This is a genomic window from Haloplanus sp. CK5-1 (assembly GCF_037201915.1).
Taxonomy (GTDB): domain Archaea; phylum Halobacteriota; class Halobacteria; order Halobacteriales; family Haloferacaceae; genus Haloplanus; species Haloplanus salilacus.
Window position 1 is genome coordinate 2,117,660 of the sequence record NZ_CP147505.1, and the last position, 22,092, is coordinate 2,139,751.

Consider the following 22,092-nt stretch of genomic DNA (forward strand, 5'->3'; position numbering starts at 1 on the left):
CCGGCAGTCGCTCAGTCTAGCGTCTCACTCTCGTCCATCAGGGATGCGATGATGAGTCGCTTGATGCCACGCCGAAGGAGACCACTGGCTGCAGGTTGAGAGATGCCCAGATCAGCGGCGACCTCGCTGAGAGTTACGTTCCGTGGTTCCTCGAAATATCCCGTCTCGAGTGCGACGAGGAGTGCTTCCCGTTGGCTATCGGTCAATCCAGCGGCGGTGTTGCCGATACTGGCGTATTCGTTTACGCGCAGTAGCTCGATATCGATCCGGTTCTCTCGCGCATAGTCCCAAAGCGGAACCAGATCCGTTCGATCGGGCATCCACACCGTCAGGACCCACGCGCTTCCGTCGTTCTCCATGTCGAGGATGACCCCGTTCGCGGCCGAGATCACCGGCGAGAGGATCTTCGCTTCGTCCGTGTACTCGAAGCTATAGATCGCCTCCTCGTCTCTGGTTTCGATGACTCGTTCGAACCCGCCGACGGTCCGATCGGTCCGTAACCCCTCTTCGAACCGGTGGAAATCCGCCGACTCGATGTGATAGAAGAACTTCCCCGACGTCGGGTCGGTCCCCGCCTCCGACACCGATTTGACCTTCGAACTTCGGTCGTGAGTGACCGTCTCCGTGAGCACTATGTCGGGATGCTCGACTCGGACGACCGCTGTAATATCGGACATTGTGTTGTAGTGTGGAATCGTCGGTAGCGTGGGTGTTCCAATCGATTCCGGTCGCTCGACGAACGCCACGTCGCGATGTTTGCTATCGGGGACGTGGTGGCTTAACCGAGTCGGTTAGCGGCGAGTGCCGAATCCGAGTTCGCCGGTCGGTTCTCTCCGTCCCGGTCGGATCGGGCGACCGACTCGGAACCGACCGTGACTCGTCCCCGAGTGGACTACTTCGACGCATTCGGCCCCGGCTGTATCGATCCGTTAGATGCGGTGGCTGAACAGCCTCGTCCGGACGTACTCGAGTAGACCGGCTTCGGACGGCGGGGTGATCCCGGCGGGGAGGTAGAACTTCGGTTCTGTGTCCCTGTCTCGCTCGTCCGCGTGGGTTCTCCGTGTCATACGAACGAACGGACGGTCCGTACCCACATCCGTCTGTAGCTTATGCGTATAACCCGCTTATATCCCCCCGCTGGCACGGTACCACGGACACACCGTCCGACCGCCGGACACGTTCCCCGGCTCCCGGACGAAGTCCCTACCGGACCTCGGAGGAACGGAGTCCCCCAGTCCGTGTGTGATCTGTCCTGAACGGGAGGTTATATCTCGGAAGAACTGGCCCTCGCCGTCGCTATCCGTTGATCGACGTCGAGTGGAGTTTTGCGAGGGAAGAGCGCTCCGCGAGCGTCTTCCGCATCTTCCGGCGAAGCCGGAGCGATGCGAGGGAAGGGATTTGAACCCTTGGACCTCTACAGGAGCGGATCTTGAGTCCGCCGCCGTTTCCAGGCTTGGCTACCCTCGCACGCGTGTTTGCTTGTAGGCTGTCTGTGTAAGCCCTTTCGAATTGAATCGCCATACGTCGGCGATGTGTCCTCGTTCCACCGTCAGATTTTGGCGGACCCGCGACCGACGTTTTGGGTCATGCCGTAATAAAGATTCCATGTCCACGGACCAAATGAGACTGACGTTTTGGGGTCTCAACAGGGTCCTAACCCAGTGTCGTCGGGGACGGATTCCGACCGGACGTTTTGGGGCTTGAACGGGGTCGAATGAGAATGACGGACCTACAAAATCGACATTTTGAGGGGTGAGTCAGAACAGCATCGGATAGTCTTAGGTGACTACTCTATCGGTTGAACCTCACTGGGCAAGGGCAAATTCAGGAGATACTGCGGAGCGACGTGGTAGTTGTAGTGTCCGTAATTGAGCGACTTCCGAGGCTCTCGGTTGAGTAGCATCTCTTTGGTCGCTCCGCCCATCATCTCGACAGTGGTTTGCTTGTTGTTCTCGGGAGGTCCATTCGGAAGGTGGCACTGTACGTAATATTCGGCATCGACGCTCTCTGTCTCCACAATCAGGTCGGGATTCTCAGCTGGGGAACACTTGACATCGACTTCTACCGTTTCATCGGAGGTCTCCCGCTCAGTAAACCGAACACGAAAGTCTACACCCCCGTCTGTCCGAGAGAACGTTTCTGTATCGACTTGAAGGTCGTAGTAGGTGGCAAATGCCATCTCCCCCAGAACACCGATGAAGTGGCGGTTGTGAGCTTCATGCCCCCATCCCTGCTCGCCCGCATCTCTGTACCAGTCCTCATTATCTTCGAACGACTCCATTCGCTCTTGTGTGATTTGTCGCCCCCGGCGGACATAGCGCGGCGTCACTTCAACGCGGACCGGCATTGGATGCAGCCAGGGCCTCAGCAGCCACAACGGTTTCGACGGAGCTGATAGCAGATTCGGTTCGTGTGAATCCCATCGCAGTCAGGGAACTACCGGGGGCGGAGCGAGAAACCGGTTTGTGTATCTCGTTTGACGCTCGCTCTGCAGTAGCCTATCACGATTTCCAGTCTGGAAGTTCCCTGATAGGCACCCACTCGCCGTCTTCGTTCTGATACTCCCACCAGTCCCATCCACTGTAGCCGTATGGGTCTTCACGGGCGTCTGCTCCTCTGTGGAATCTGTCAGCCTCGCGGGCGGCACCAGATGGTGTTCGGGTCGTCAATTCTGAGTCATCTGGGCCGGAATCACCAGGGACAGCAATCCGTTCATCCTTGATGTGAGCAGTCACTTCCTCGTCGCTGTACTCCCCGCGCTTGTAGACGTGCCGGAGCGTCGTGCCGTTGTCTAATTGTCCGAGTTTCGAGTTGAGGTGCTGGGGCATTTTTTCTCTCATCGTAATCACTCCGCGAGGTCGTTGATTGGTTCCCAGTCGCCGTCCTCGGTTTCGTACTCCCACCACGTCCAGCCGTTGTAGCCTTCGCCTCGTGCATCATCTCCACGAAGTTTTTTGTCGGCGACCCGTGCGGCTCCAGTGGGACTTCGTGTCTCCTGCGTATCACCCTCAACCGAGAGCCGTCCTCCACGGACTGTTGCTTCAACCTTCTTGCCGCTGTAGTCGCCGCGCTGGTATCGGTGGCGGACAACAGTCCCATCAGGCAACTGACTCAGCGCGGAATTTTCTGATTCTGGCTCCGAAGTGTTGTGTGTTGTCGCTCGGTTGTCACGGTCCTCAAGGGCCGCATTTTTGTCTACGTGCGCGATTACGCGAGCGAGCACGTCATTCCACGATTCGTCTCGATTGCCGAAGCGGCCAAGTTCCTGGTACAGGTCGTCGGCCACCTTGATGCTTCGCGCCATACCTACCACTATACACCCATAGACATTAAAACTTATCCTGTACTTAGTCACTATCATGATTTTAAGATTTAGGAGAAGTATTTTCCCTGGGCTCACGTTCGCTGTTTAGATAATCGCCGGATAACGAGCCGACGGGGTTGATAGCAGGGTTCTCTCAGAAGAAACAAGATTAATTATTTCAAGTGAACTATGCCTAATTCGCATATGGATGTTGGTCTCGTAAGTTGTACCAAGAGCAAGCGTGAGCAGGCCGCGACGCCCGCCGACCTCTATATGGAATCTGCGTTCTTCAGGAAAGCCCGGGAGTACGTCGAAGCAGACCACGACTCGTGGTACATCCTCTCCGCGAAACACCACCTGCTCGACCCAGACGGACCACCTATCGAACCCTACGATAAAACGCTGAGCGGGGCTCCGGTCGGCAAGAAACGAGAGTGGTCACGAACAATCTACGACCAGTTACAGCAGCAGGGGCTGCTCGCTGACGGCAACAGACTGGTGTTCCACGCTGGCCGCGACTACTACGACGAACTACTCCCTCTCCTCGATGATGCGCCCGTCGATACGGAGACGCCGACTGATGGACTCCAGTTCGGGGAAACGCTCGCGTGGTACAACGACCGGATTTAGGCGAATCCAGGCATCCTGGTGATGTACCCCTCCAACGTATCCAGAAACTCTGGCTGATACTCTTCGCCGACGTGGTTGATGTTCCACAGGCCGGACTGCATGATGTCTGTGACCGGACTGTGGTGGCCGAGCCATTCCTGATTACGGGGGTCGATAGATTCCTTGTCGAAATTGCTCACCAGTGCAATCGCGTTCTGCTCAACGTAGGCGCGGTCACTCTCTGGGCTCGGCTCGTCATCTATATCGACCCAGAGAAACGGTAAGTCGCGGATGTAGTCGCTCACTTGTCGCTCCATCTCCAATTCCTCTAACCTCAACTCCCGTCCAGCACTTGACCCGACACCCCACTCGGGATATCTGTCTTCGAGGCCCTCCCGCTCAACAATGGCTTCCCCGACACGCTTCCGGAACACCGACCCTCGGTGGTTGCCTCCGCCCTCATAGGTGCCGCGTTGTGCCCCTCGATGCGTTCGCAGCCGGTCCCACAGCGAGGTGCTGCTCCCTTCTGAGACCGCGTGGGTCCCGACACGCGTCAGCCGTAACTGGTCTACGGCCGCCCGAGATTCGTCGGGATGGAAAAAGAAGTAGACACCTCGGTCGGGCCAGCGCATCCGACCGTCGCAGTTCCCGAGCCGTCTCTTGCCTCCAACCGTCGCCTCCAGGTCGTCGAGAAGCGAATAGAACCGGTCGAGGTCCTCGGGTCTGGCCATACCGTCACTCCGGAAGCACGCGGATTATTCGTTTCCCTCACCAGACGAGTCATCAAATCGCCAACTCTCACGTATAGGGGTACAATACGTCGGAGTTGGTGGTTTCTCAGATGTGAAGTTCGCTCACCACGTCGAGTAGGCCTGCGTCGACGTGCTACCAGCATCGGAAGCCACAGTCTCGGATTGTGGGTTACTCGTCTATCCCCGCTGTGTGTTGCGGTTCTGATAGCAGGAGGCTTCTTGGGCACCAAAATGAATCACCCGGCGGAACGGGAGGGCCAGTCAGATGTTGTGACCACCTACAAATCTGATTGACTTCACGGTCTAATGGCCAGCTTGAGTTGTTTAGTTTGATTTCATGTGATTCCAGATAATGTAGAGTAGACAACCAGTAGCACCAATAACAATAATCAAGATGGAAATTTGAATGAAAAATATCTCTTTTGGTGAGAACAGAATAGGGTTTGGAGCTGCGAGAAGGAATAACGACGGAGTGAAAACACCAACAAGGAGTAAAACTCCGGTAGCAATTAGTGTGGGTTTGAGAGGGGAATTATAATCGACTAACGTTTCTTGTCTCCCCTTTTGAATATCGGATATCGCACGAGAAGCGAAGTTTCTGCAAAGAATAAAACAGGACTCCAAATCATCTCCAGGCTTGTCTACATTGTTGTCATTTAACCAGTCTTCGAGATTCGATGACGAAGGAAGAATAGAATTATACATGTACCCTGTACCAGCTGAGTGCCCCGTGATTTCTTGATACAGTTTTTCCGTTGCATCCGAATGACTCATATTGGTCATAAGCCATTCTGCACTGTCGGTTATCGCATCCAATTGGTCCCCAGAAAGCGTATGGTAATCGCGGAGATTACTTGAAGAAAGCTGACACTCCAAACGATAAACGTGTGCTTGGATAACTTTTTGCCATTCATAATTGTCTGAGCTATTTATTATTTTTTTCAGGTCCCCGGCGTCAAACTCTACTGGGAGAAGCAACGCGCCATCATGGAGTATCTACAGGAGAATCCCGGTGCGACCAGTCGGGAGATTGCAGAGGGTGTGGTCGAGGAGAACGACAGTATCGAGTCCTGTTCGAAAGAGCACGTTCGGACTACTCTCCAAGACCAACGGGACCGAGCGAATGTCATCATTCGAGAGGGCGAGGGCCCCTATGGAGCCGACGTTCATCGGTGGACAGGAGAGGACACGCGTACCGCTGTGGACCTGACTCCAGAAGAAATCACCAACTCTGACGTACAGGATACCAATACGTGGGAGTTGGCGATTCGGGAAGCAAGTGTCCCCAGCGAGAAGGGATAAGGCCCTACTTGGGAGGTGAGCTTCGCACGGGTGGTGCTCGATACAGATGGTTGGAGATTCAGTCTCTGATGTCGCTGGTTCGGGCTCCGAGACCTGTTGTGGGTTCGATGTGTCAGACCGTCTTCCGGACAGAAATCCGTCGTCTAATACAGTGTTCAATACCGGAATCCAATAACCCAAAATAATATAAATGACTGGTAGACCTGGATGTGGTAGTATATTTAAACCTCTTCTGAAAGACCGCTGACAATCAGCTCTGACATGTTACCGTTACGAGAGGGACTGGAGACAAAGCACTCTGGACCCTGGATGAAATGGCCTTGGTCCCCGTCGACGTAGCTACTTTTACGAAGCCCCTCAAGCGACGAACTATGTCTCAACCAAGACTCGGTGAACAGATGGTCGGAGCGTATCTCCGGCTTATCAACGGCTGCGACCTCATTTCGTATAACCAGCGGTCGAGAGAGGAAGGACAGCAGGTAGAACTTGACGTTCTTGGTGTCAAATCGACCCACAGAAGACAGTCAATCTACGCATGTGAGGTCGTGACGCATCTGAACGGCTCACTCTACTCAGGCACACCCGATGAGGAAAGCTGGTGGAGCGAGTTCGGCAACGACAGCTACCAACATTCTCTCGAACGACTCTGGCACAAATTCAACGCAGACTACGACTTGCTCACCGAGGGGTTCGACGAAGATGATGAGTTCCATCTCCAATTTTGGTCTCCATATGTGTCACAGGGCTATCTCACGGACGGACTCGCAGAGCTACAGCAACAGTTCGACCAAGAACACGACGAACAAATTGAATTGGTCATAAACGGTGATTATGCAGACTGTATAGACGAACTACGCCAGAAAGCCTCAGAAACAACCAAACGATATAACGACACAGCATTTCGGTTCCTCCAGATACTCGAACACCTTCGAGACGACTGACTGGGTGCTGTGGTACAAGTTGAAGTAACAGAGCGTGTCATAGAACTCTTCACACACTATAGTCAGTTTGATTACTATTATAGTGGGTTATTAGCTTAGAAGTACGTGCACTCAGTGCACGGAGTTCAAAACCAGTCAGAGATTTCCCTTTCGTCTCCGAATAATGATTTCTCGCACCCGTTCAGCGTGGTTCGTCTCGGAGTGAACGAACGCTGTGAGGATGGCTTCGACGGTCTCGGAGCGGCTGGCTCCGAGGTCGTCACACTCAGCGACCAGTTCATCCACTTCTCGCACGATTTCCTCGTCAACAGCGACTCCGAACTTTTCTTTTGCCATAGCTAAAACATCTAAGAACAGCGTGCACCAAGTGCACGACGGTTTCAATTTGTCTAAGCTGATTCAGCGAGCCATGTGAACTCTTCTATGACACGCTCGTAACAGTCAATAAATAAGCAAACATGGGCGTTACAGCGACTGGTTCAGACTTCGATGAGGCGCTTGAGAGCTGTATCAGCAAAAAATACGGAGACAAGTACCGGCCAGCCAGTGCCTCACGACTCAATCCAAGTGGTTCTCAAGACGACGAGGGAAGATATCGTGTGAAACTTATCGGCGGAATGAACGAGGATAACAAGTACGTAATAGTTGAAGCCTTTCGAATCTCTGCGGGATGGGAGATAGAATTTCTTAGAACGATGAATTAGTTATTAGTTTCAAGCCTCACGGAGTCGTAATCGAAAGAAGTGCGGCCTGCTATCAGCAACGGTTTCCCGGTCGACGACGCATCTCAGCACCATCTGGCTGAAACAGGCCCCGGTGTGAAAGAGGCCAAGAGGGGGGAGGGGGAAGGTCATCGACACCTGAAGAGGGGCGAAATATCGGGGGTAGCCTTCTTCACTCCTCAAACTCGTCGAGTTCAGTGTCCTCGTCGAACTCGCATCGCCACGGGTCATCCTCGGTTGTCGGTTCTACGGCGTGGTCTATCTCTTGGTCGGAGAACGCTTCTTCCGGCTCACGGTAGGCGTAGTCAGGGTGGTCGTACTCAAGCACTCGTCGCCACCACTTCTCGCCGAGAGCCGTTTCTCTCTGCGGCCCTATTCGCGCACCGTGGAGTCTGAAGTGTGGCCAGCCCCTTCCCCGACCGGCCCCCGGATAGCTGTGTTTGTCGGCGACGATTGAGCCGATTTTACCATCTGGGTCGAGTTCCTCGTCACTGACCGGAGGGTCGTACAGCGGCTCGTGGTCGTCGTCCTGTTTCGCTCGCGCTCGGTCCTCCATCGTGTTGCTGAAGTAGCCGTTGGCGTGTGTGGTGGCACGGCTTGACTGGGCTCTCGCAGCTACCAGGGCAGCCGCAATAGCACAGAGTCGCCGAACCCAGGGGTCGTCTGCGTATCTGTTCTTAGCCAGTTTTTCGTAGCGAAGGACGTGCTCAGTCGCTTCGTTGCCCGCTACCAGGTCTTCGATGCAGGCGAGAACAACGCGGTTCCAGTAATGGGTCTCGTAACCCTCCCCGGAGCGGACGAGTTCCCACGCCGCAAACGCAGCCGTCTCATCATCTGACCGACGCACCGCCTTCTGAAACAGGCTCGAAACCACATCGCGCCGGTAGCCTCCTTTCGTCTCATACCATGGCATCTCTTCACCGAAGTCGTTGGTCTGTTCCTCGTTGCTCTCGTCGTCGTCCGGCTCTTCGAGTTCGCCGTCATCGTTGAACCGGAACTGGTCGTGGTTGTCACTCACGGTCCTGAACCCGTGTGTAAATAGGGGTTCCCAGATAATAGTTACTTTGTTGACAGCAAATGGTGGGAATAAATCCAGAGAGCGACTTCGAGCCTAACCCATTCTATCGAGGGCGTCTCGTCTGTCGCTTACTGGAGCCGCGTCGTACTTCATCGTGGTCTCGGGTCGGAGATGGCGAAGTTGTGCCTGCGTTGCCGCGAGGTCCTCTTCCCGAGTCATGTACGTTCCAACGGAGTGTCGAATGGAGTACCAGCTAACATCACGACGGGTGGTATCAATCCCAGCGATATCACAGAGTTTTCGAAGAAGCCGCCCGAGTTGCTTAGAGTCGTAAGGCTTCTTCTTTTGCGTGAGCCAGAGTGCGTCGGTATCATCGTATTCAGGATAGTGTTCCCGTTCCTGAATCCAGCGGGTGAGAGCCTTCGCTGTCTTCCGTCGGAGGGACACCTCCCAATTGGCCTCGTTCTTTGCGGACTCATCCTTCGGAATACGGAGTACGGCGTTGTCGCTATCCACCCACTCAGTTCGTGCGTTCCCTACTTCGACTGGGCGTAGGCCAGCATCAAGGCTGGTCCAGACCAGCGACGTGACTTTCCACGAGGGGATATCTGCCCAGTCATCTGTGCCAACATCGTCGACATTCTTCTCGTGGTACTCTGCTACCAGTGGTTTGAGACGCTCCCGCCGCTCTTCGTCGGTCTGGACAGTCTTATACGAGGGAATCGTTCCGTACTCAAGCGCAGTTTGGCGTAACTTCCGCCTTTCGTCTTCCTTGAAAAAGTCCTGGGGCTTCTGCGAGTTCGAGACGGTGAAAGCCCTGTCTGGCTCCCACTCCGGCTCTCCGAACTCGTGGTGTCGCCACTTGAAGTAGCGTTTCAGCGCGTGGAGTGTGTGGTGCTTGTGCGACTGACTCTTGTCGGAGTACGCAAGTCCCTCGATGTACTGGTTAGCGTGCTCGATAGTCATCACGGGCACGTACTCGTCTGCTTTCTCCCAGACCGCGCGTTCGAAGTAGCTGACGCGGTACATCGTTCGCTTGGCCGTCGCCTGCGAATATCCCTCGATGTCCCGCGTGTCTTTACCTTCGAGCAGGAGCCATTTGGCGAACTCCTCTCGACGCTCACGGTAGTCGAACTCCTGCTTGGAGTCGAGCATCCGGGAAGCGGCCTTGGGGACGAGCGGGAAGGTTATTTCTACGGTTCGTTGCTCGAATGGACTCAAATCGTCGTCGGATTCGTTCAACATCGTTGGTAGGTCACGAATCCATCAAAACCGAGGGACGGAACGGGGTTTTGCGAGAGTGAATTACTGGCTTAGCGGCGTTTAGAGCGACTCTTCTTGAGTCCGCCGCCGTTTCCGAGCTTGGCTACCCTCGCACGCGATAGGCGGTTGTACGGGGTGCTATTTCGGTCCTGTGGTTTCTCCCTGGGCCGACGACCGGACCCGTTCGCTCAGACGTCGTCGAACTCCTCGAGAACGACCGCGACGGTGTCGTCTGCCGGCACGTCTCGGACGCTGTACGCGGTGGGGTGCCGGTCGTCGTGTGGGTACGTCTCGGGTTGGGGCACGTCGAACGCCTCCCTGCCGTCGAACTCGCGCAGATACTCCCGGGTGATCATCGGTTCGACGAAGGCGAGTCGCGGGTCGCCGTCGACGCCGACGAACCCTTGGATGAGGGTGTTGGTGAACGCGTCCGGGTTGCCGGGAATCTCGGGTGCGTCGTTCGGGGCGGTGTGTTCGCCCATGTCCGTGATGTAGCGTTCGCCGACGACGGGGCCTCTGGAGTACCCCTCCGGGATCCGCTCTTCGGGGATGTCGTCGTACGGTGGGGCCTGTGGACCGGTTATCGCGTCGATCGTCCCGGTGTCCAGCATGTTGAAGTGGATGTCGAAGTGTGGCACCCGCCACGCACCCCCCGCACCCGGGTGACCTTCGGGGTTCCAGTTGAGTCCGAGGAAGGTGAACGGCGTGTGCTCCGCGTCCGGGAACGGGACGAAGTACTCCAGCGACCACTCGAAGTGGACTTTCAGCGCCTGCCCGTCCGATCCGTACTTGTCCGCCTCGGCCGTGTTGTCGGCGTCACGCAGGTCGTCCGCCGTGGGTAGGCCCTCCAGTGCGTCGCGGTCGAACTCGACGCCGTGGTACTTCGGGTTGCCCGACGGCGTCTCGGTGGTGAACGGTCGCACGTCGCCGTCGCCGACCGACACCGCATCGCCGTACTCGGTGATCCCGTCCGGTGGGAACCCCTTGCCACCCCTGCCGTTCCCCGTGGCGCCGGTCGCCGACACCGTCCCCGCCAACCCAGCTACCGTGCTCCCGGCGACGACCGATCGCAGGACCGTCCGTCGGTTCGGTGTGATGTTCGTGTCGTCCATGGTCGTGGGTCGTCGTCCGCGGCCGGCCACCGACCGCGTCGTCTCCCAGAGGCGACTACGGCACAATAAAGATTGTGTGAGTGACACGATTGGTTGGGGAATCGAATCCCGGGTGTTCGGCTCGATCGGGCTTCACACCACCACACGGACTGCCCGTCCGAAGCACTATCGAACTGTGAACAAATTTATTGCTTCCGGTTGAGATGTACGCCTGGGAAATAATGTCAACCGAATATACTTTCGAGGGGGTAATCCGGGAACCGAACGGTCGGCCAGCGTCGGGAGTCGTCGTCCTCGTAATCGACGCCGATTCGGGGCCTGACGACCCGCTGGGTGTGACGACGACCGGTGTCGACGGGGGGTTCTCGATCAGCGCCGACGCGGAGGCGGTCGGTGGGCCGGAGGAGGGCGGCCCGGAGCCCCGTATCCACGTGTTCGACGGCGGGGAGCGACTGGCGGAAGAACCGGTTCCGGCCGGCGACGACTCGGTCGAGGTGACGGTCGATCGATCGGACGCCACGATGCCGTCGATGGGAGAAGCGATGGAGATGATGGAAGAGGCACGACACGGGGCGGGACTCCGTGGGATGACGAACACGCCGCGCGCGCCGACACAGCCCGGGCGAGGGCGGTTCGGACGGATGTTTCCGTACCTCGAGGCCGCGGATCACGACGTGTCCTTTCTCCGGGAGTTGGGTCTTCCGGGGAACGAACTCGACGAAAGCGTGATGGGATCGGTGGCCGACTCTGGAACCCCGTCGGGGTTCGTCTTCGTCGGCCAGTTCATCGACCACGACATCACGCTCGACCCGCTGTCGAGTCTGAGCCGACAGGTCGACCCGGATGCCATCCGGAACTTCCGGACGCCGCGACTGGATCTCGACTCGGTCTACGGAAGCGGGCCGGAGGTGAGCCGACACCTCTACGAGTCGCCGTTCGCCGGGGGGACGCGCGACCGGCTTCTGCTGGCGAAAGACCGCCCGGATCTGCCGCGGAACCGCGAGGGGACGGCGCTGGTCGGCGATCCGCGGAACGACGAGAACCACATCCTCTCGCAGTTCCAGTACGCGATGCTGAACTTCCACAACCGTATCTTCGAGTGGCTCCCCCACGACACGAAACACCACTTCGAACGCGCCCAGCAACTCGCACGCTGGCACTACCAGTGGCTCGTCCTCGAGGAGTACCTGCCGACGGTGTGTGATCCGGACGTCGTCGACGCGGTCCGCGAGGAGCGTCGCCACTACACCGTCGGCCACGACGAGCAGACGTACATGCCCCTGGAGTTCGCGGGGGCGGCCTACCGCTTCGGTCACAGCCAGACCCGGCTCCGCTACCGCGTCAACGACGAGGTCGAAGGACGGCTGTTCGGTCACGGCCCCGACGCCCTCGGCATGGGGTTCGAACCCGTCTCGGAACGGGCCGCCGTCGACTGGGGCCACCTCTTCGAGATGGGCCGTGACATCGACACCCAGCCCGCACGCAAGATCGACCCGCTGCTCGCGCCGGACCTCCTCGACCTGCCGTTCGTACACAGCGACGACGACTGGCGGCGCTCGCTCGCCTCGCGAAACCTCGTCCGCGGCTACAATCTGGGACTCCCGTCCGGACAGGCGGTGGCGCGGGCGATGGGCGTCGATCCGATCTCGAACGCGACGATGGGCTTCGACGAGATACTCGAGGCACACGGACAACCCGCCGACACCGAGGCACCGCTCTGGTACTACGTCCTCGCGGAGGCCCGCGAACTGGGTCACGGCGAACACCTCGGACCGGTCGGGAGTCGCATCGTCGCGGAAGTGGTCGTCGGGCTGGTCGAGTCCGATCCGCGGTCGTTCCTGACCGTCCAGCCCAACTGGACGCCGACGCTCCCCACGCCGTGTTCGGGGGCGAGCGACGACTTCTCCGTCGCGGACCTCCTCGCGTTCGCCCTCGACGGGGAGTGAGTGAGGGGTCCGGACACCGCTCGCGGCGGGAGGGGAGGCCTTATGTCGGTCCTACCCCAACCGTATCGGGAATGTTCGAAGACACGGACCGACGTCGATTCCTCCAGCTCGCCGGGACGGGAACGGCGCTCTCGATGGCAGGGTGCAGCGCGATTTCCGAGCAGATCGACGGCGGGGACGGTGGCGACGGCGGTGCCGCCGAACCGGCGACGGTCACGCTCGGCGTCCAACCCGACGAGCAGTCCATGCAGGAGCTCCAATCCGAGATCCAGTCATAGTGATTAAGGAAGTTATTTACTGTTAGACGTAGTGGGGTCGATAATGGGGCAGTTCGACGAGATCACGCTTGAGGAACTCTACGACCTCAAAGAGCAGATAGACGAGGGTAAGCCGCGAGAACGTGTTCTCGCGGCGATCGGGCGCAAGCAGGGCGATCAAATCGATACCTTGGCTGACCGCCATGGAGTCGTCGAAAAAACGATCCGCAACTGGCTCGATCGGTTCGAGGAAACACCGATCGAGCAAGCTCCCTACGATGCTCCTCGACCAGGAGGCCCAGCAAAGATCGAGGGAGAAGAGCGGGAACAGCTGTTCGAACAGTTGCAACAGCCGCCAACCGAACTCGGCTACGACCAGCAAGCGTGGTCAGCGAAGCTCCTTCTTCACCACGTCAAACAGGAGTACGACGTCGAATACCACGAGAACTACGCCTACGAGTTATTGAGAGAGGCCGGGCTGTCCTTGCGGACAGCACGGCCTCAACACCACGAGGCCGACCCCGAGGAGAAGGCCGAGTTCCAAGACACAGTCGAAAAAAACGGCCCGAACTGAGCGAGAAAACCGTCGTTGTCGTCGATCAATTCACCAAGCACGTTGGAACCGTCCAGCGGCGTGGCTGGTACCCAATCGGTTCAAATCCGACGATAGAGACTGCAACGTCCTGGAAGTCGGTGACAGTGCTTGGCGCTGTCACCGATAACGGTGATAGCCTCTTCTGCTGGACGGAAGAGAACTTGACCAGGTTCCACGGAATTCGGTTGTTAGAAGCGTTGAAAGACGAGTTCGGTGAGGAATTAGTGGTGTTTCTGGACCGAGCGGGCTACTTCTATGCGAGGGATCTCTGGGAGCACGTCAGCGGTGAGCGCGAGACCGAAACTGTCGGAGACAGTTCGGTCTCGTGCGTGCGCGGGGACAATCTCGAAGTGTGGTATTTCCCGTCAAAGCTACCCGAATTGAACGCCGTCGAAGGGTGCTGGGATCAGCTCCAGGAGTGGTTCAAATACCGCCTTATCCCAGATCTCTCGACGCTGAAAGACTCCATTACACGAGGATTGAGCGCAATCACCGAACCAAATATCTGGCCGTATCTTACCGGTAAAGATCCGACTTAATCACTATCACAGGTCGAATCGGGCGAGATAAGCCGGCGGGAGGCACAGGCGGAGTACCGCGAGGGCCAGACGGAACTGACGGCCGACGCCGTCGATACGTTCCGCAACCGGACCGGAAACGTCTCCGTCTCGGTCGACGACACCGTCGACCAGTTCGGCGTGTTGCTCGTCTCCGGCGTGCCGTCGGACCTGATCGGGACCCTCTCGTTCGACGAGGTGAGCGGGCTGTTCCCCGCCTCCGTCTTCGAGGAGGCACGGACGCAGTCGGAGGGTGCGGGCACGGGCACGGGAACCGAACCCGGGACGGAGACGGAGACCGGCTGAGGTTCGGCCGGATCAGCTGTCGACCTCGCCCACGTCGGCGACGACGTCGGCTATCTCTTCTCCCCACGCGAGTAGCGACTCGTCGGTGCCGAACGGCGAGACACACTGGAGACCGAGTGGGAGGTCACCGACCCGGCCACAGGGAACGGTCAGTGCCGGAGTGCCGGCGTGGGTCCACGGCAGGTTCATGGTCGGGTCGCCGGTCGTGTCGATGCTGTCGGGTGCCGGGCCGGGTGCGGCCGGCGAGAGCAACACGTCGACGCCGGCCTCGCGACACCGCTCGCCCACTCGGTCGCGGAACGCGCGTGCGCCGACTCTGGCGTCGACGAGTTCGTCGGTCCCGACCTCGCGGCCCCGTTCGATGAGCTCACCCGTCTCCGGGGCGTAGTGGTCGCCGTGGTCGGCGAACCACTCCGCGTGCGTGAGCGCCAGTTCCGCCGAGATGAGTCGGTCGTGACGGTCGTTGATAGTCTCGATATCGTCGAGCATCGAGACGCGACGGACCTCGTAGCCGGCGGCGGCGAGCGCGTCGACCCCGGCCTCAACACCGGCGCGGCCGGCGGGCGTCGCCTGTTCGGTGTACGCCCCGTCGGCGACGCCGAGGATCGGTCGGCCGTCCGGATCGACCGGCTCCCAGCCGTCACAGAGCACGTCGGCTGCCCGGCGCGCACCGGCCACGTCGCCGGTGAACGTCCCCACGTGGTCGACGGACGGCGAGAAGGGAATCACGCCGTCCCGCGGGATGCGGTCGTAGCTCGGTTTGAAGCCTACGATGCCACAGAACGCCGCCGGGCGGACCACCGAACCGACGGTCTGTGAGCCGAGCGCGAGGGGGAACTCGCCGGCCGCGACGCCCGCGGCCGATCCGCTGGAGGACCCACCGGGCGTGTGCCCGAGGTCGTTCGGGTTTCGGGTCGGGGCCGGATCGAAGTAGGCGAACTCGGTCGTGTGAGTCTTGCCGAAGTGGAGGGCACCGGCGTCGAGCAACCGGTCGACCGCCGTCGACTGCTCGCCCGTGATCGCCGCCGGTGGGACGGACGACCCGGCTCGGGTGGCGTAGCCGTCGACGTGGAAGATGTCCTTGACTCCGACGGGGACCCCGAACAGCGGCGGGCGGGCCGACTGCTCGTCGTGTCGGGCCGAAAGCGCCGCCGCCTCCCGCGTCAGACGGTCGCGTCGTCCGGTCTCGGGGAGGACGGCGTCGACGTCGTCGTCGACCGCGTTGAGGCGATCACAGAGGTCGTCGGCCAGTGTCACGGGCTGTCGGTCGCCGGTCCGAAGCGATCGGACGAGTGGGTCGAGGTCGTCGGGATCGTACAGCATCGTCCACGTACTCGACGGCACGACGCATATTCTTTCCGGGGATTCGACCCCTCGAACCCCATCACGTCCCCGACCGACTACCCCATCGGTACACCCGCCCGAGACGCGATCGGACGGGTCCAGCCTCCGACGTTTCAGTCTCCGAAACACGGGGTGGGCGCGTTTATCCGTCGCGCTCGAACGAGGTGGTTGCCATGAAGTTATCCGAGTTCGCACGGTCGAACGCCCCCGCCGACGGGGGCGATGGCTTCCGGACGGAGAACAACCGACTGCTCGACATCCCCCTCGACGGAACGGTGACGGTGAAGGCCGGATCGATGATCGGCTACACCGGTGAGATGACCTTCACGGGGCGATCCTCCGCCGAAGGCGGGATCACCGGGTTCGTCAAGGAGGCGGTGAGCAACGAGGGGACGCCGGTCATGCAGGCGGAGGGGCGGGGCCACCTCTACGTCGCCGACCGGGGGAAGAAAGTACAGATCGTCGACCTCGACGCCGAAGAGTCGCTGTCGGTCAACGGCGACGACGTCCTCGCGTTCGAGTCCACGGTCGACTACGAAATCGGCACTGTCGGGGGACTCTCGGAGGCCGTCGCCGGCGGTCTGACGAACGTCTACCTCTCCGGTCCCGGCGCGGTCGCCATCTCCACGCACGGCGATCCGCTGGTGGTGACACCGCCGGTCGTCACCGATCCGGACGCGACCGTCGCGTGGAGCACCGACGTGTCGCCGTCGGTCACGACGAACAAAGCGATCGAGATCGGACAGACCTCCGGAGAGAGCATCCAGATGGAGTTCGACGGCTCGGAGGGGTTCGTGGTCATCCAGCCCTACGAGGAGGGAGCGGGGCCCTGACGGCGCTGTTTCGAGGCGAGAAACGCGGGGTTGGGGTTGATACGGTCCCGCCCCGTTACGATCGAACGGGGCCTGATGGTCCCCACACCCACGCTGCCCCCGCTCTCCCCACCCTTCCCCCCTTCCCTCCCCGTTTCCGGACGACGGCCGCCCTCCCCGTCGGCCGTCGCCCCCGCGAGTGGGGCGCGTGGTCACGTTCGGTCGTTCCACGGTGCCGAGCGTTCCCGCACTGCCGTCGGGCGCTCGGTACACCGCCGTCACCACGACCGATCACTCCCGCGCCGGGAGCGACGCCCGCCGCCCCTTCGGGACGACCGACCGGAGTTCGTCGTGGACGTAGAGACCGACGCCGATCGGCTCACGGTCGCCCGCTATCTCGTGTGCGACGATCAGGTATCCCCAGTCGCCGTCCCACTCGGGGTCGACGTCCTCGCCCGCGAGAAAGCGGGCCGCCTCGTCGGGTGCGAGGTCGACGACGTTCCGCGTCGCCAGCCCGCCGAACCGCTGGACCGCGTTCGTCGTCGGCTTCCAGTGCTCCTGGCGCGTCCGCAGGAACGTCATCCCGATCCCCTCGGCATCCGTCGGCGAGGGGAGGTCCGCCACGAAGAGCCAGATCTTTCCCGCACCCTTCTCCCAGAACGTGTAGTCCTCGAACGCCCCGGCGTCGACGCCGAAGCGGTCGACCCACCACTCGACCACCTCGGACCGGGTCGCTCGCCCCGCCACTTCGCGGTCGTCGGCCGTCGCCGGCAGACGGTCGAACACCTGCCCGTCGTTGTCGGTCACGCCGTCACCTCCAGTTTCGCACAGAAGAAGCCGCCCGTGTCGTTGTGGTGGGGGTAGATCCGGAGCGCCCTCTCGACGCTCGAGTCGTACTCTTCTCCCTCCCACTCGGTGACGCCGGGGACGCCGTCGAGGGGCGCGTCGACGTCGACGAGGCGGCAGTCCTCGGTGTCGAGGACGTGATCCAGGACCGCCTCGTTCTCCTCGGGGGCGAACGTACACGTGGAGTAGACGACGGTCCCGCCGGGACGGGTCGCCTGGACCGCCCGTCGGAGGATACCCTTCTGGACCCCGGCGACGCTGTGGACGTGATCCAGCGACCACGTGTCGAAGGCGTCGGGGTTCTTCCGGATCGTCCCCTCACAGGAGCAGGGGGCGTCCACGAGTGCGGCGTCGAAGGCGTCGACGGCTCTGTCGTCGTCGCCGTCGCTTCCGAGCGGCTTCAGCGAGAAGTTCCGGGCGTCACGGTTGGTGACGACGAGGTTCGTCACACCGAGGCGCTCGGCGTTGTGCCGGAGCGCGGAGAGTCGGCCAAGGTTGTTGTCGTTGCCGACCAGCAAGCCGCGGTCGTCCATCAGCGCCGCGAGTTGTGTTGTCTTGCTTCCGGGGGCGGCACAGGCGTCCCACACCCGGTCGCCGGGGTCGGGGTCGAGCACTAGTGCCGGCAGGTTCGACACCTCCTCCTGTCCGTGGATCCACCCGTGGGCGTGGGGCCAGTTCCGGCCCGGCGACGCCTCGGGGAGGCGGAGGATTCCGGGGTTCCAGTCGGTCGGAACGTGGTCGATCCCCCCGTCGTCGAACGCGTCGCGGACCCGATCGACCGTCGCCTTGATGGTGTTGACGCGGACGACCGACGGGAGCGGTCGGTCGCAGGCGTCCCGGAACGCCGCGGGGTCGTCGACGAGCGATTCGTACCGCTCCAGCGGAGTCATCGTTCGCCCTTCGCGGGGGGTCCGTTAGTGGGTTTCGACCGCGCGCCGACCGTCAGGTCGGCGCGTCCGCTGTGCGTCGATCGGTAGACCAGCGCGCCCGCTGTGCGTCGGCCGCGAGGCCGCTGCACCAGCGGTCCCCGGACGTCGGTAGCCCCGCACGCTTCAGAGCGGGTCGATCCCCTCGCGCCGCCCGTCGAGGACGGAAAACCGGTCGTCACGGCGACGTTCCAGCCAGTGAAGCAGTCGCTCGGCCCACGCGAGTTTCCGCCGCTTCGTCGGGGACACCGAGGGATCGTCGAAGTCCCAGCCCGGAAACCGGAGTCGGTCGGCCCCGAAGGCGTCGGCGAGGAAGGCCGCCCGGTCGCCGTCGGTGAACCCGCCGTAGTTGACGACCGGCCCGCGGGGTTCGGCCTGCGTCGTCGGCAGGACGTGGTCGCCGTCGAAGCGCGGGACCCACTCTTCGACCGCGTCGAGGTTGTCGCCGTGAGCGTGGACCGCGACGGGGACGCCCGCCCGCGTCAACGCGCGGGCGGTGTCGGGCGTCTTGTCCAGATCCGTCACCATCACGTCGACGCCCGATTCGCCGAGCGTCTCAGCCGCCGCGGAGGCGGCGATCACCACGTCCGCGGCCGCCGCGACGGCCGTCTCGTCGGCGAGCGACGGCCCGGCCCCGGCGACGGCAACGGTCGCGCCGTCGATCCGGTCGAGGCGGCGCTCGTCGAACGGGTCGACCTGGGTTGCCAGGCGGTCGCGCGCTCGTTCGTCGGCCTCGGCGTCGAAGCCGAAATCGCCGAGGATCCGTCGGTAGACGGGTCTCCACGTGGCGTAGTTCACCGGTCCACACCGCCAATAAGGTCACAGTAACCGGCACGACACGAAGTACCCCTACCCGCGTGCCGTCCCGGTTTCCACACCCGTGTTTTCTGAGCGTCCGGCATAAGCTTTCTCTTAGTCGACAACGCTCGCGACGGTCGTCAGCGCGGCGTCGAGCGACTCGGACCCGCCGAGTGCGGCGTCGGCGACGGCGGCGATGGCCGCCGACGTACCGACGAGGAGTCGCCGGTCGTCGGCCGCGTCGCCGGCGACGGTCGCCTCCGTTCCTCGGGCGGCGTCCGCGAGGCGGTCACGTTCGGCCGGCGAGAGACCGCCGAGTTCGAACACCCGTGTCGTCCCGTTTCCGACCGTGCCGCCCTCGCCCAGTCGGTCGAGGTGGCGCGCCAACTCCCGGTCGGTCGTCACGTCGAGTTCCTCGACCGTCACGTCGCCGTCGGCCGTCCGGAGGCGGTCCCGCGCGAGGGCGTCGCCGACGAGGGCGGCGTCCCGTGTCTCGGCAACGTCGTGGGTCCGGATCACGTGCGCCCCGCGCTCGACGGCCATGGCCGTGGCGGCCAGACTCGCCGGGAGCGCCGCCTCGGTCGATCTGTCGACGATGTCGCGCAGGAAGTTCTTGCGGTTGATCGAGACCAGGATCGGTCGGTCGAGCGCGCGGAACTCCCGGAGGCGGTCGAACGTCTCGCGGTCGTCGTCGAGGGTCTTCTCCTCGTTCCACCCGCCGAACGCGGGGTCGACGATGGTCTTGTCGGTCAGTCCCTCCCGCTCCAGAGCGGCGTAGATGTCGTCTACGTCCTCGACGGCGCCGGGGCGTTCGAGGTCGGGCGGACTCGCCATCTTCGCGACCGCCACGTCCCGTTCGGCACAGACCCGCGGCATCTCGGGGTCGGCGAACCCACAAATGTCGTTGACCATGTCGAACCCGGCGTCGAGCGCTGCCTCGGCCACCTCGTGGTAGCGCGTCTCGATGGAGAAGACGGCGTCGCCCGAGACGCTCTCCATGGCCGCCACCGCGGTGTCGAGGCGGTCGAGTTCCGCCTCGGCCGAGAGCACCTCGAAGCGCTTGTTCGCGGACTCCAATCCGACGTCGACGATGTCGGCTCCCTCGCCGATCAGTTCCTCGTCGACGTAGGCGGCCGCCTCGCCGGGGTCGTCGAAGACGCTCGGATCGTACGGCGACTCCTCGCTGACGTTCAACACGCCCATGAGTCGGGGCGGGTAGCCGTCGCCGATACCGAGGCCCGCGGCGTCCACGTTTCGCATGCCCCTCCTTCGGGACGCGACCACTATATGCGGACCGGTCGTCACGTCGAAGACGCGCTCCTTTTATTTTCGCGGGCGCTACCGCCGTCCGATGGCAAAGGTCAGCATCGGGCTCCGTGGCTGGCGCTTCGAGGAGAGCGAGGTGTTCACCGCGGACGGCGAGTTCAAACCCCTCGACGAGATTCCGGAGGGACCGCGAGAACGGCTCGTTCGCCTCACATATCTCGTCGAGAAGCCGTGCGACGCCTGTTACCTGGTCCACGGCGAGGAGGACGTCGAGCGGTGTGCGCCCGCGACCATCGTCTACGGCGAACCCAACGAGGAGGTCCTCCTGTGTACGGACCACGAGGCCGACTTCCTCTACTGGTACCGCGAGGCCGGCGGGACGGCCCACCGTGGCGAACCGACCTTCCGCGACGCGTTCCACGAGTGGTTCGCCGGCGGCGGCCGCGCGCCCGACGACTACGCCGGCCTCGACCACGTCGAGACCGACCCTGGGGGCCTCCCAGACCCGCCGGATCCCGAAGAGATACACAGCCGGCTGAACGAGGAGTTCGAGGGCCGGACGATCGACCTCCGGGACGGCGAGGGGACCGCCGAGGACGACGAAGACCTCGACCTCGACGACGTCGACCTCGGGACGGACTACCCGTCATGACGCGAACGCGCCCGGTCGTTGTCGTCGTCGACGCCGAGACACCGGGCAACGTCGGCACCATCGCCCGCGCGATGAAGAACTTCGGGTTGACCGACCTGAAACTGGTTAATCCGCCCGAACTCGACCCCGACGGCGAGGCGTACGGCTTCGCCGGCCACGCCCGGGAGGACGTCCTCCCGAACGCGGAGGAGGTGACCTTCGACGAGGTGGTCGAGCGGTACCACACCGTCGGCTGTACGGCGATCACGGGCGAGGACAGCCGCCGGCACGTCCGCTTCCCGTTCAAGACGCCCGCGAAACTCGCCGAAAGTCTCCAAGGGGTCGACGCGGAGACGGCGCTCGTCTTCGGCCGCGAGGGACGCGGCCTCGACAACGAGGAACTCGGTCGGCTGGACGAGGTGTGTTCGATCCCGGCGAGCGACGACTACCCCGTCCTCAACCTCGGACAGGCGGGGACGATCCTCATGTACGAACTCCGGGACTCGACCGTCGACGAGACCCAACTCCCCGACGTGGAGCGAGAGCGTGCCGACGAGGCGGACATCGAGCGGTTCCACGACTTCGTCGCCGACTTCCTCGACGCGAGCGGCTACAAGGACGTGAAACGCGAGAAGACGCTCCGACTCGTCCGGCGCCTCGTCGGGCGTGCCCACCCGACGGACCGGGAGATCCACACCCTGCTGGGGGTGTTCCGACGGGCGACCGGCCAACTCGAACACCGTCGGGCCCTCCTCGACGAGTACGACGAACCCGACCGCTGGTGA

Annotated in this window: 27 protein-coding genes and 1 tRNA gene; 11 read left to right on the plus strand and 17 right to left on the minus strand. The window is 61.7% G+C overall.

Features of this window, described 5'->3' with window-relative positions:
- Window positions 1-11: 11 nt before the first annotated feature.
- The 6 genes from NBT81_RS11210 to NBT81_RS11235 form a co-directional block, all read right to left on the minus strand.
- Window positions 12-677, minus strand: a complete 666-nt coding sequence (locus NBT81_RS11210) for a helix-turn-helix domain-containing protein (protein ID WP_338738545.1) — start codon at window positions 675-677, stop codon at window positions 12-14.
- A gap of 252 nt (window positions 678-929) precedes the next feature.
- Entirely contained in the window at window positions 930-1,067 is a 138-nt protein-coding gene (locus tag NBT81_RS11215; protein WP_338738546.1) for a hypothetical protein, read from the minus strand.
- Window positions 1,068-1,383: 316 nt separating this feature from the next.
- Window positions 1,384-1,467, minus strand: a tRNA-Leu gene (locus NBT81_RS11220).
- A 319-nt stretch (window positions 1,468-1,786) separates the two neighbouring features.
- Window positions 1,787-2,281 carry a hypothetical protein gene (locus NBT81_RS11225; protein ID WP_338738548.1) on the minus strand — a complete coding sequence of 165 codons (495 nt, stop codon included), beginning with the start codon at window positions 2,279-2,281 and terminating at the stop codon, window positions 1,787-1,789.
- Between the two features lie 220 nt (window positions 2,282-2,501).
- Window positions 2,502-2,840 carry a hypothetical protein gene (locus NBT81_RS11230; protein WP_338738550.1) on the minus strand — a complete coding sequence of 113 codons (339 nt, stop codon included), beginning with the start codon at window positions 2,838-2,840 and terminating at the stop codon, window positions 2,502-2,504.
- Window positions 2,841-2,845: 5 nt separating this feature from the next.
- Window positions 2,846-3,400: a hypothetical protein gene (locus NBT81_RS11235; protein ID WP_338738552.1), complete on the minus strand. Its 555-nt coding sequence runs from the start codon at window positions 3,398-3,400 to the stop codon at window positions 2,846-2,848.
- A gap of 108 nt (window positions 3,401-3,508) precedes the next feature.
- Between NBT81_RS11235 and NBT81_RS11240 the strand changes: the two genes are divergently transcribed.
- On the plus strand, window positions 3,509-3,934 hold the full coding sequence (locus NBT81_RS11240; RefSeq protein ID WP_338738554.1) for a DUF6884 domain-containing protein: 426 nt from the start codon (window positions 3,509-3,511) through the stop codon (window positions 3,932-3,934).
- Here NBT81_RS11240 and NBT81_RS11245 read toward each other — a convergent pair.
- Both NBT81_RS11245 and NBT81_RS11250 read right to left on the minus strand, forming a co-directional pair.
- Window positions 3,931-4,644, minus strand: coding sequence for a hypothetical protein (locus NBT81_RS11245; RefSeq protein ID WP_338738557.1), 714 nt, complete (start codon window positions 4,642-4,644; stop codon window positions 3,931-3,933). The two genes, NBT81_RS11240 and NBT81_RS11245, sit on opposite strands and share 4 nt — an antisense overlap.
- 345 nt (window positions 4,645-4,989) lie before the next feature.
- Window positions 4,990-5,643, minus strand: a complete 654-nt coding sequence (locus NBT81_RS11250; protein WP_338738559.1) for a hypothetical protein — start codon at window positions 5,641-5,643, stop codon at window positions 4,990-4,992.
- A gap of 9 nt (window positions 5,644-5,652) precedes the next feature.
- On the opposite strand from NBT81_RS11250, the gene NBT81_RS11255 reads away from it, so the two are divergent.
- Both NBT81_RS11255 and NBT81_RS11260 read left to right on the plus strand, forming a co-directional pair.
- Entirely contained in the window at window positions 5,653-5,967 is a 315-nt protein-coding gene (locus NBT81_RS11255; RefSeq protein ID WP_338738560.1) for a hypothetical protein, read from the plus strand.
- A 371-nt stretch (window positions 5,968-6,338) separates the two neighbouring features.
- Window positions 6,339-6,908 carry a hypothetical protein gene (locus NBT81_RS11260; RefSeq protein ID WP_338738561.1) on the plus strand — a complete coding sequence of 190 codons (570 nt, stop codon included), beginning with the start codon at window positions 6,339-6,341 and terminating at the stop codon, window positions 6,906-6,908.
- Window positions 6,909-7,043: 135 nt separating this feature from the next.
- On the opposite strand, the gene NBT81_RS11265 is transcribed toward NBT81_RS11260, so the two are convergent.
- The 4 genes from NBT81_RS11265 to NBT81_RS11280 all read right to left on the minus strand — a co-directional run bounded on the left by NBT81_RS11265 (window position 7,044) and on the right by NBT81_RS11280 (window position 11,023).
- Window positions 7,044-7,244 (minus strand): hypothetical protein, encoded by a 201-nt coding sequence (locus NBT81_RS11265; protein ID WP_338738562.1) that lies wholly within the window; start codon window positions 7,242-7,244, stop codon window positions 7,044-7,046.
- Window positions 7,245-7,802: 558 nt separating this feature from the next.
- Window positions 7,803-8,648: a hypothetical protein gene (locus NBT81_RS11270; protein ID WP_338738564.1), complete on the minus strand. Its 846-nt coding sequence runs from the start codon at window positions 8,646-8,648 to the stop codon at window positions 7,803-7,805.
- A 93-nt stretch (window positions 8,649-8,741) separates the two neighbouring features.
- Complete coding sequence (locus NBT81_RS11275) at window positions 8,742-9,893, minus strand: site-specific integrase (RefSeq protein ID WP_338738566.1); 1,152 nt, start codon at window positions 9,891-9,893, stop codon at window positions 8,742-8,744.
- A gap of 206 nt (window positions 9,894-10,099) precedes the next feature.
- Window positions 10,100-11,023 carry a hypothetical protein gene (locus tag NBT81_RS11280; RefSeq protein WP_338738568.1) on the minus strand — a complete coding sequence of 308 codons (924 nt, stop codon included), beginning with the start codon at window positions 11,021-11,023 and terminating at the stop codon, window positions 10,100-10,102.
- 221 nt (window positions 11,024-11,244) lie between these two features.
- On the opposite strand from NBT81_RS11280, the gene NBT81_RS11285 reads away from it, so the two are divergent.
- From NBT81_RS11285 to NBT81_RS11305, 5 genes are all read left to right on the plus strand, one after another.
- Window positions 11,245-12,969: a peroxidase family protein gene (locus NBT81_RS11285; protein ID WP_338738570.1), complete on the plus strand. Its 1,725-nt coding sequence runs from the start codon at window positions 11,245-11,247 to the stop codon at window positions 12,967-12,969.
- A gap of 71 nt (window positions 12,970-13,040) precedes the next feature.
- Entirely contained in the window at window positions 13,041-13,247 is a 207-nt protein-coding gene (locus NBT81_RS11290) for a hypothetical protein (protein ID WP_338738571.1), read from the plus strand.
- A 43-nt stretch (window positions 13,248-13,290) separates the two neighbouring features.
- Window positions 13,291-13,800 (plus strand): IS630 family transposase, encoded by a 510-nt coding sequence (locus NBT81_RS11295; protein ID WP_338738573.1) that lies wholly within the window; start codon window positions 13,291-13,293, stop codon window positions 13,798-13,800.
- Window positions 13,797-14,360 carry a transposase gene (locus tag NBT81_RS11300; protein WP_338742495.1) on the plus strand — a complete coding sequence of 188 codons (564 nt, stop codon included), beginning with the start codon at window positions 13,797-13,799 and terminating at the stop codon, window positions 14,358-14,360. The genes NBT81_RS11295 and NBT81_RS11300 overlap by 4 nt, the downstream gene beginning before the upstream one ends.
- A 159-nt stretch (window positions 14,361-14,519) precedes the next feature.
- Window positions 14,520-14,684, plus strand: coding sequence for a hypothetical protein (locus tag NBT81_RS11305; protein WP_338738575.1), 165 nt, complete (start codon window positions 14,520-14,522; stop codon window positions 14,682-14,684).
- A 12-nt stretch (window positions 14,685-14,696) separates the two neighbouring features.
- Here NBT81_RS11305 and NBT81_RS11310 read toward each other — a convergent pair whose 3' ends face one another.
- Complete coding sequence (locus tag NBT81_RS11310; protein WP_338738577.1) at window positions 14,697-16,007, minus strand: amidase; 1,311 nt, start codon at window positions 16,005-16,007, stop codon at window positions 14,697-14,699.
- 194 nt (window positions 16,008-16,201) lie between these two features.
- Between NBT81_RS11310 and NBT81_RS11315 the strand changes: the two genes are divergently transcribed.
- Window positions 16,202-16,861: an AIM24 family protein gene (locus NBT81_RS11315; RefSeq protein ID WP_338738579.1), complete on the plus strand. Its 660-nt coding sequence runs from the start codon at window positions 16,202-16,204 to the stop codon at window positions 16,859-16,861.
- 270 nt (window positions 16,862-17,131) lie between these two features.
- On the opposite strand, the gene NBT81_RS11320 is transcribed toward NBT81_RS11315, so the two are convergent.
- The 4 genes from NBT81_RS11320 to folP form a co-directional block, all read right to left on the minus strand.
- Window positions 17,132-17,647 carry a DUF7122 family protein gene (locus tag NBT81_RS11320; protein WP_338738580.1) on the minus strand — a complete coding sequence of 172 codons (516 nt, stop codon included), beginning with the start codon at window positions 17,645-17,647 and terminating at the stop codon, window positions 17,132-17,134.
- Window positions 17,644-18,576 (minus strand): RsmB/NOP family class I SAM-dependent RNA methyltransferase, encoded by a 933-nt coding sequence (locus NBT81_RS11325; RefSeq protein WP_338738582.1) that lies wholly within the window; start codon window positions 18,574-18,576, stop codon window positions 17,644-17,646. The genes NBT81_RS11320 and NBT81_RS11325 overlap by 4 nt, the downstream gene beginning before the upstream one ends.
- A gap of 162 nt (window positions 18,577-18,738) precedes the next feature.
- On the minus strand, window positions 18,739-19,410 hold the full coding sequence (locus NBT81_RS11330; RefSeq protein ID WP_338738584.1) for a 6-hydroxymethylpterin diphosphokinase MptE-like protein: 672 nt from the start codon (window positions 19,408-19,410) through the stop codon (window positions 18,739-18,741).
- A gap of 114 nt (window positions 19,411-19,524) precedes the next feature.
- Complete coding sequence (gene folP / locus NBT81_RS11335; RefSeq protein ID WP_338738586.1) at window positions 19,525-20,670, minus strand: dihydropteroate synthase; 1,146 nt, start codon at window positions 20,668-20,670, stop codon at window positions 19,525-19,527.
- A gap of 91 nt (window positions 20,671-20,761) precedes the next feature.
- Between folP and NBT81_RS11340 the strand changes: the two genes are divergently transcribed.
- Together NBT81_RS11340 and NBT81_RS11345 are read left to right on the plus strand one after the other, a co-directional pair.
- A complete protein-coding gene (locus NBT81_RS11340) occupies window positions 20,762-21,328 on the plus strand; it encodes a hypothetical protein (protein ID WP_338738588.1) in 567 nt (188 codons plus the stop codon).
- Window positions 21,325-22,092 (plus strand): RNA methyltransferase, encoded by a 768-nt coding sequence (locus tag NBT81_RS11345; RefSeq protein ID WP_338738590.1) that lies wholly within the window; start codon window positions 21,325-21,327, stop codon window positions 22,090-22,092. Before NBT81_RS11340 ends, NBT81_RS11345 begins: the two co-directional genes overlap by 4 nt.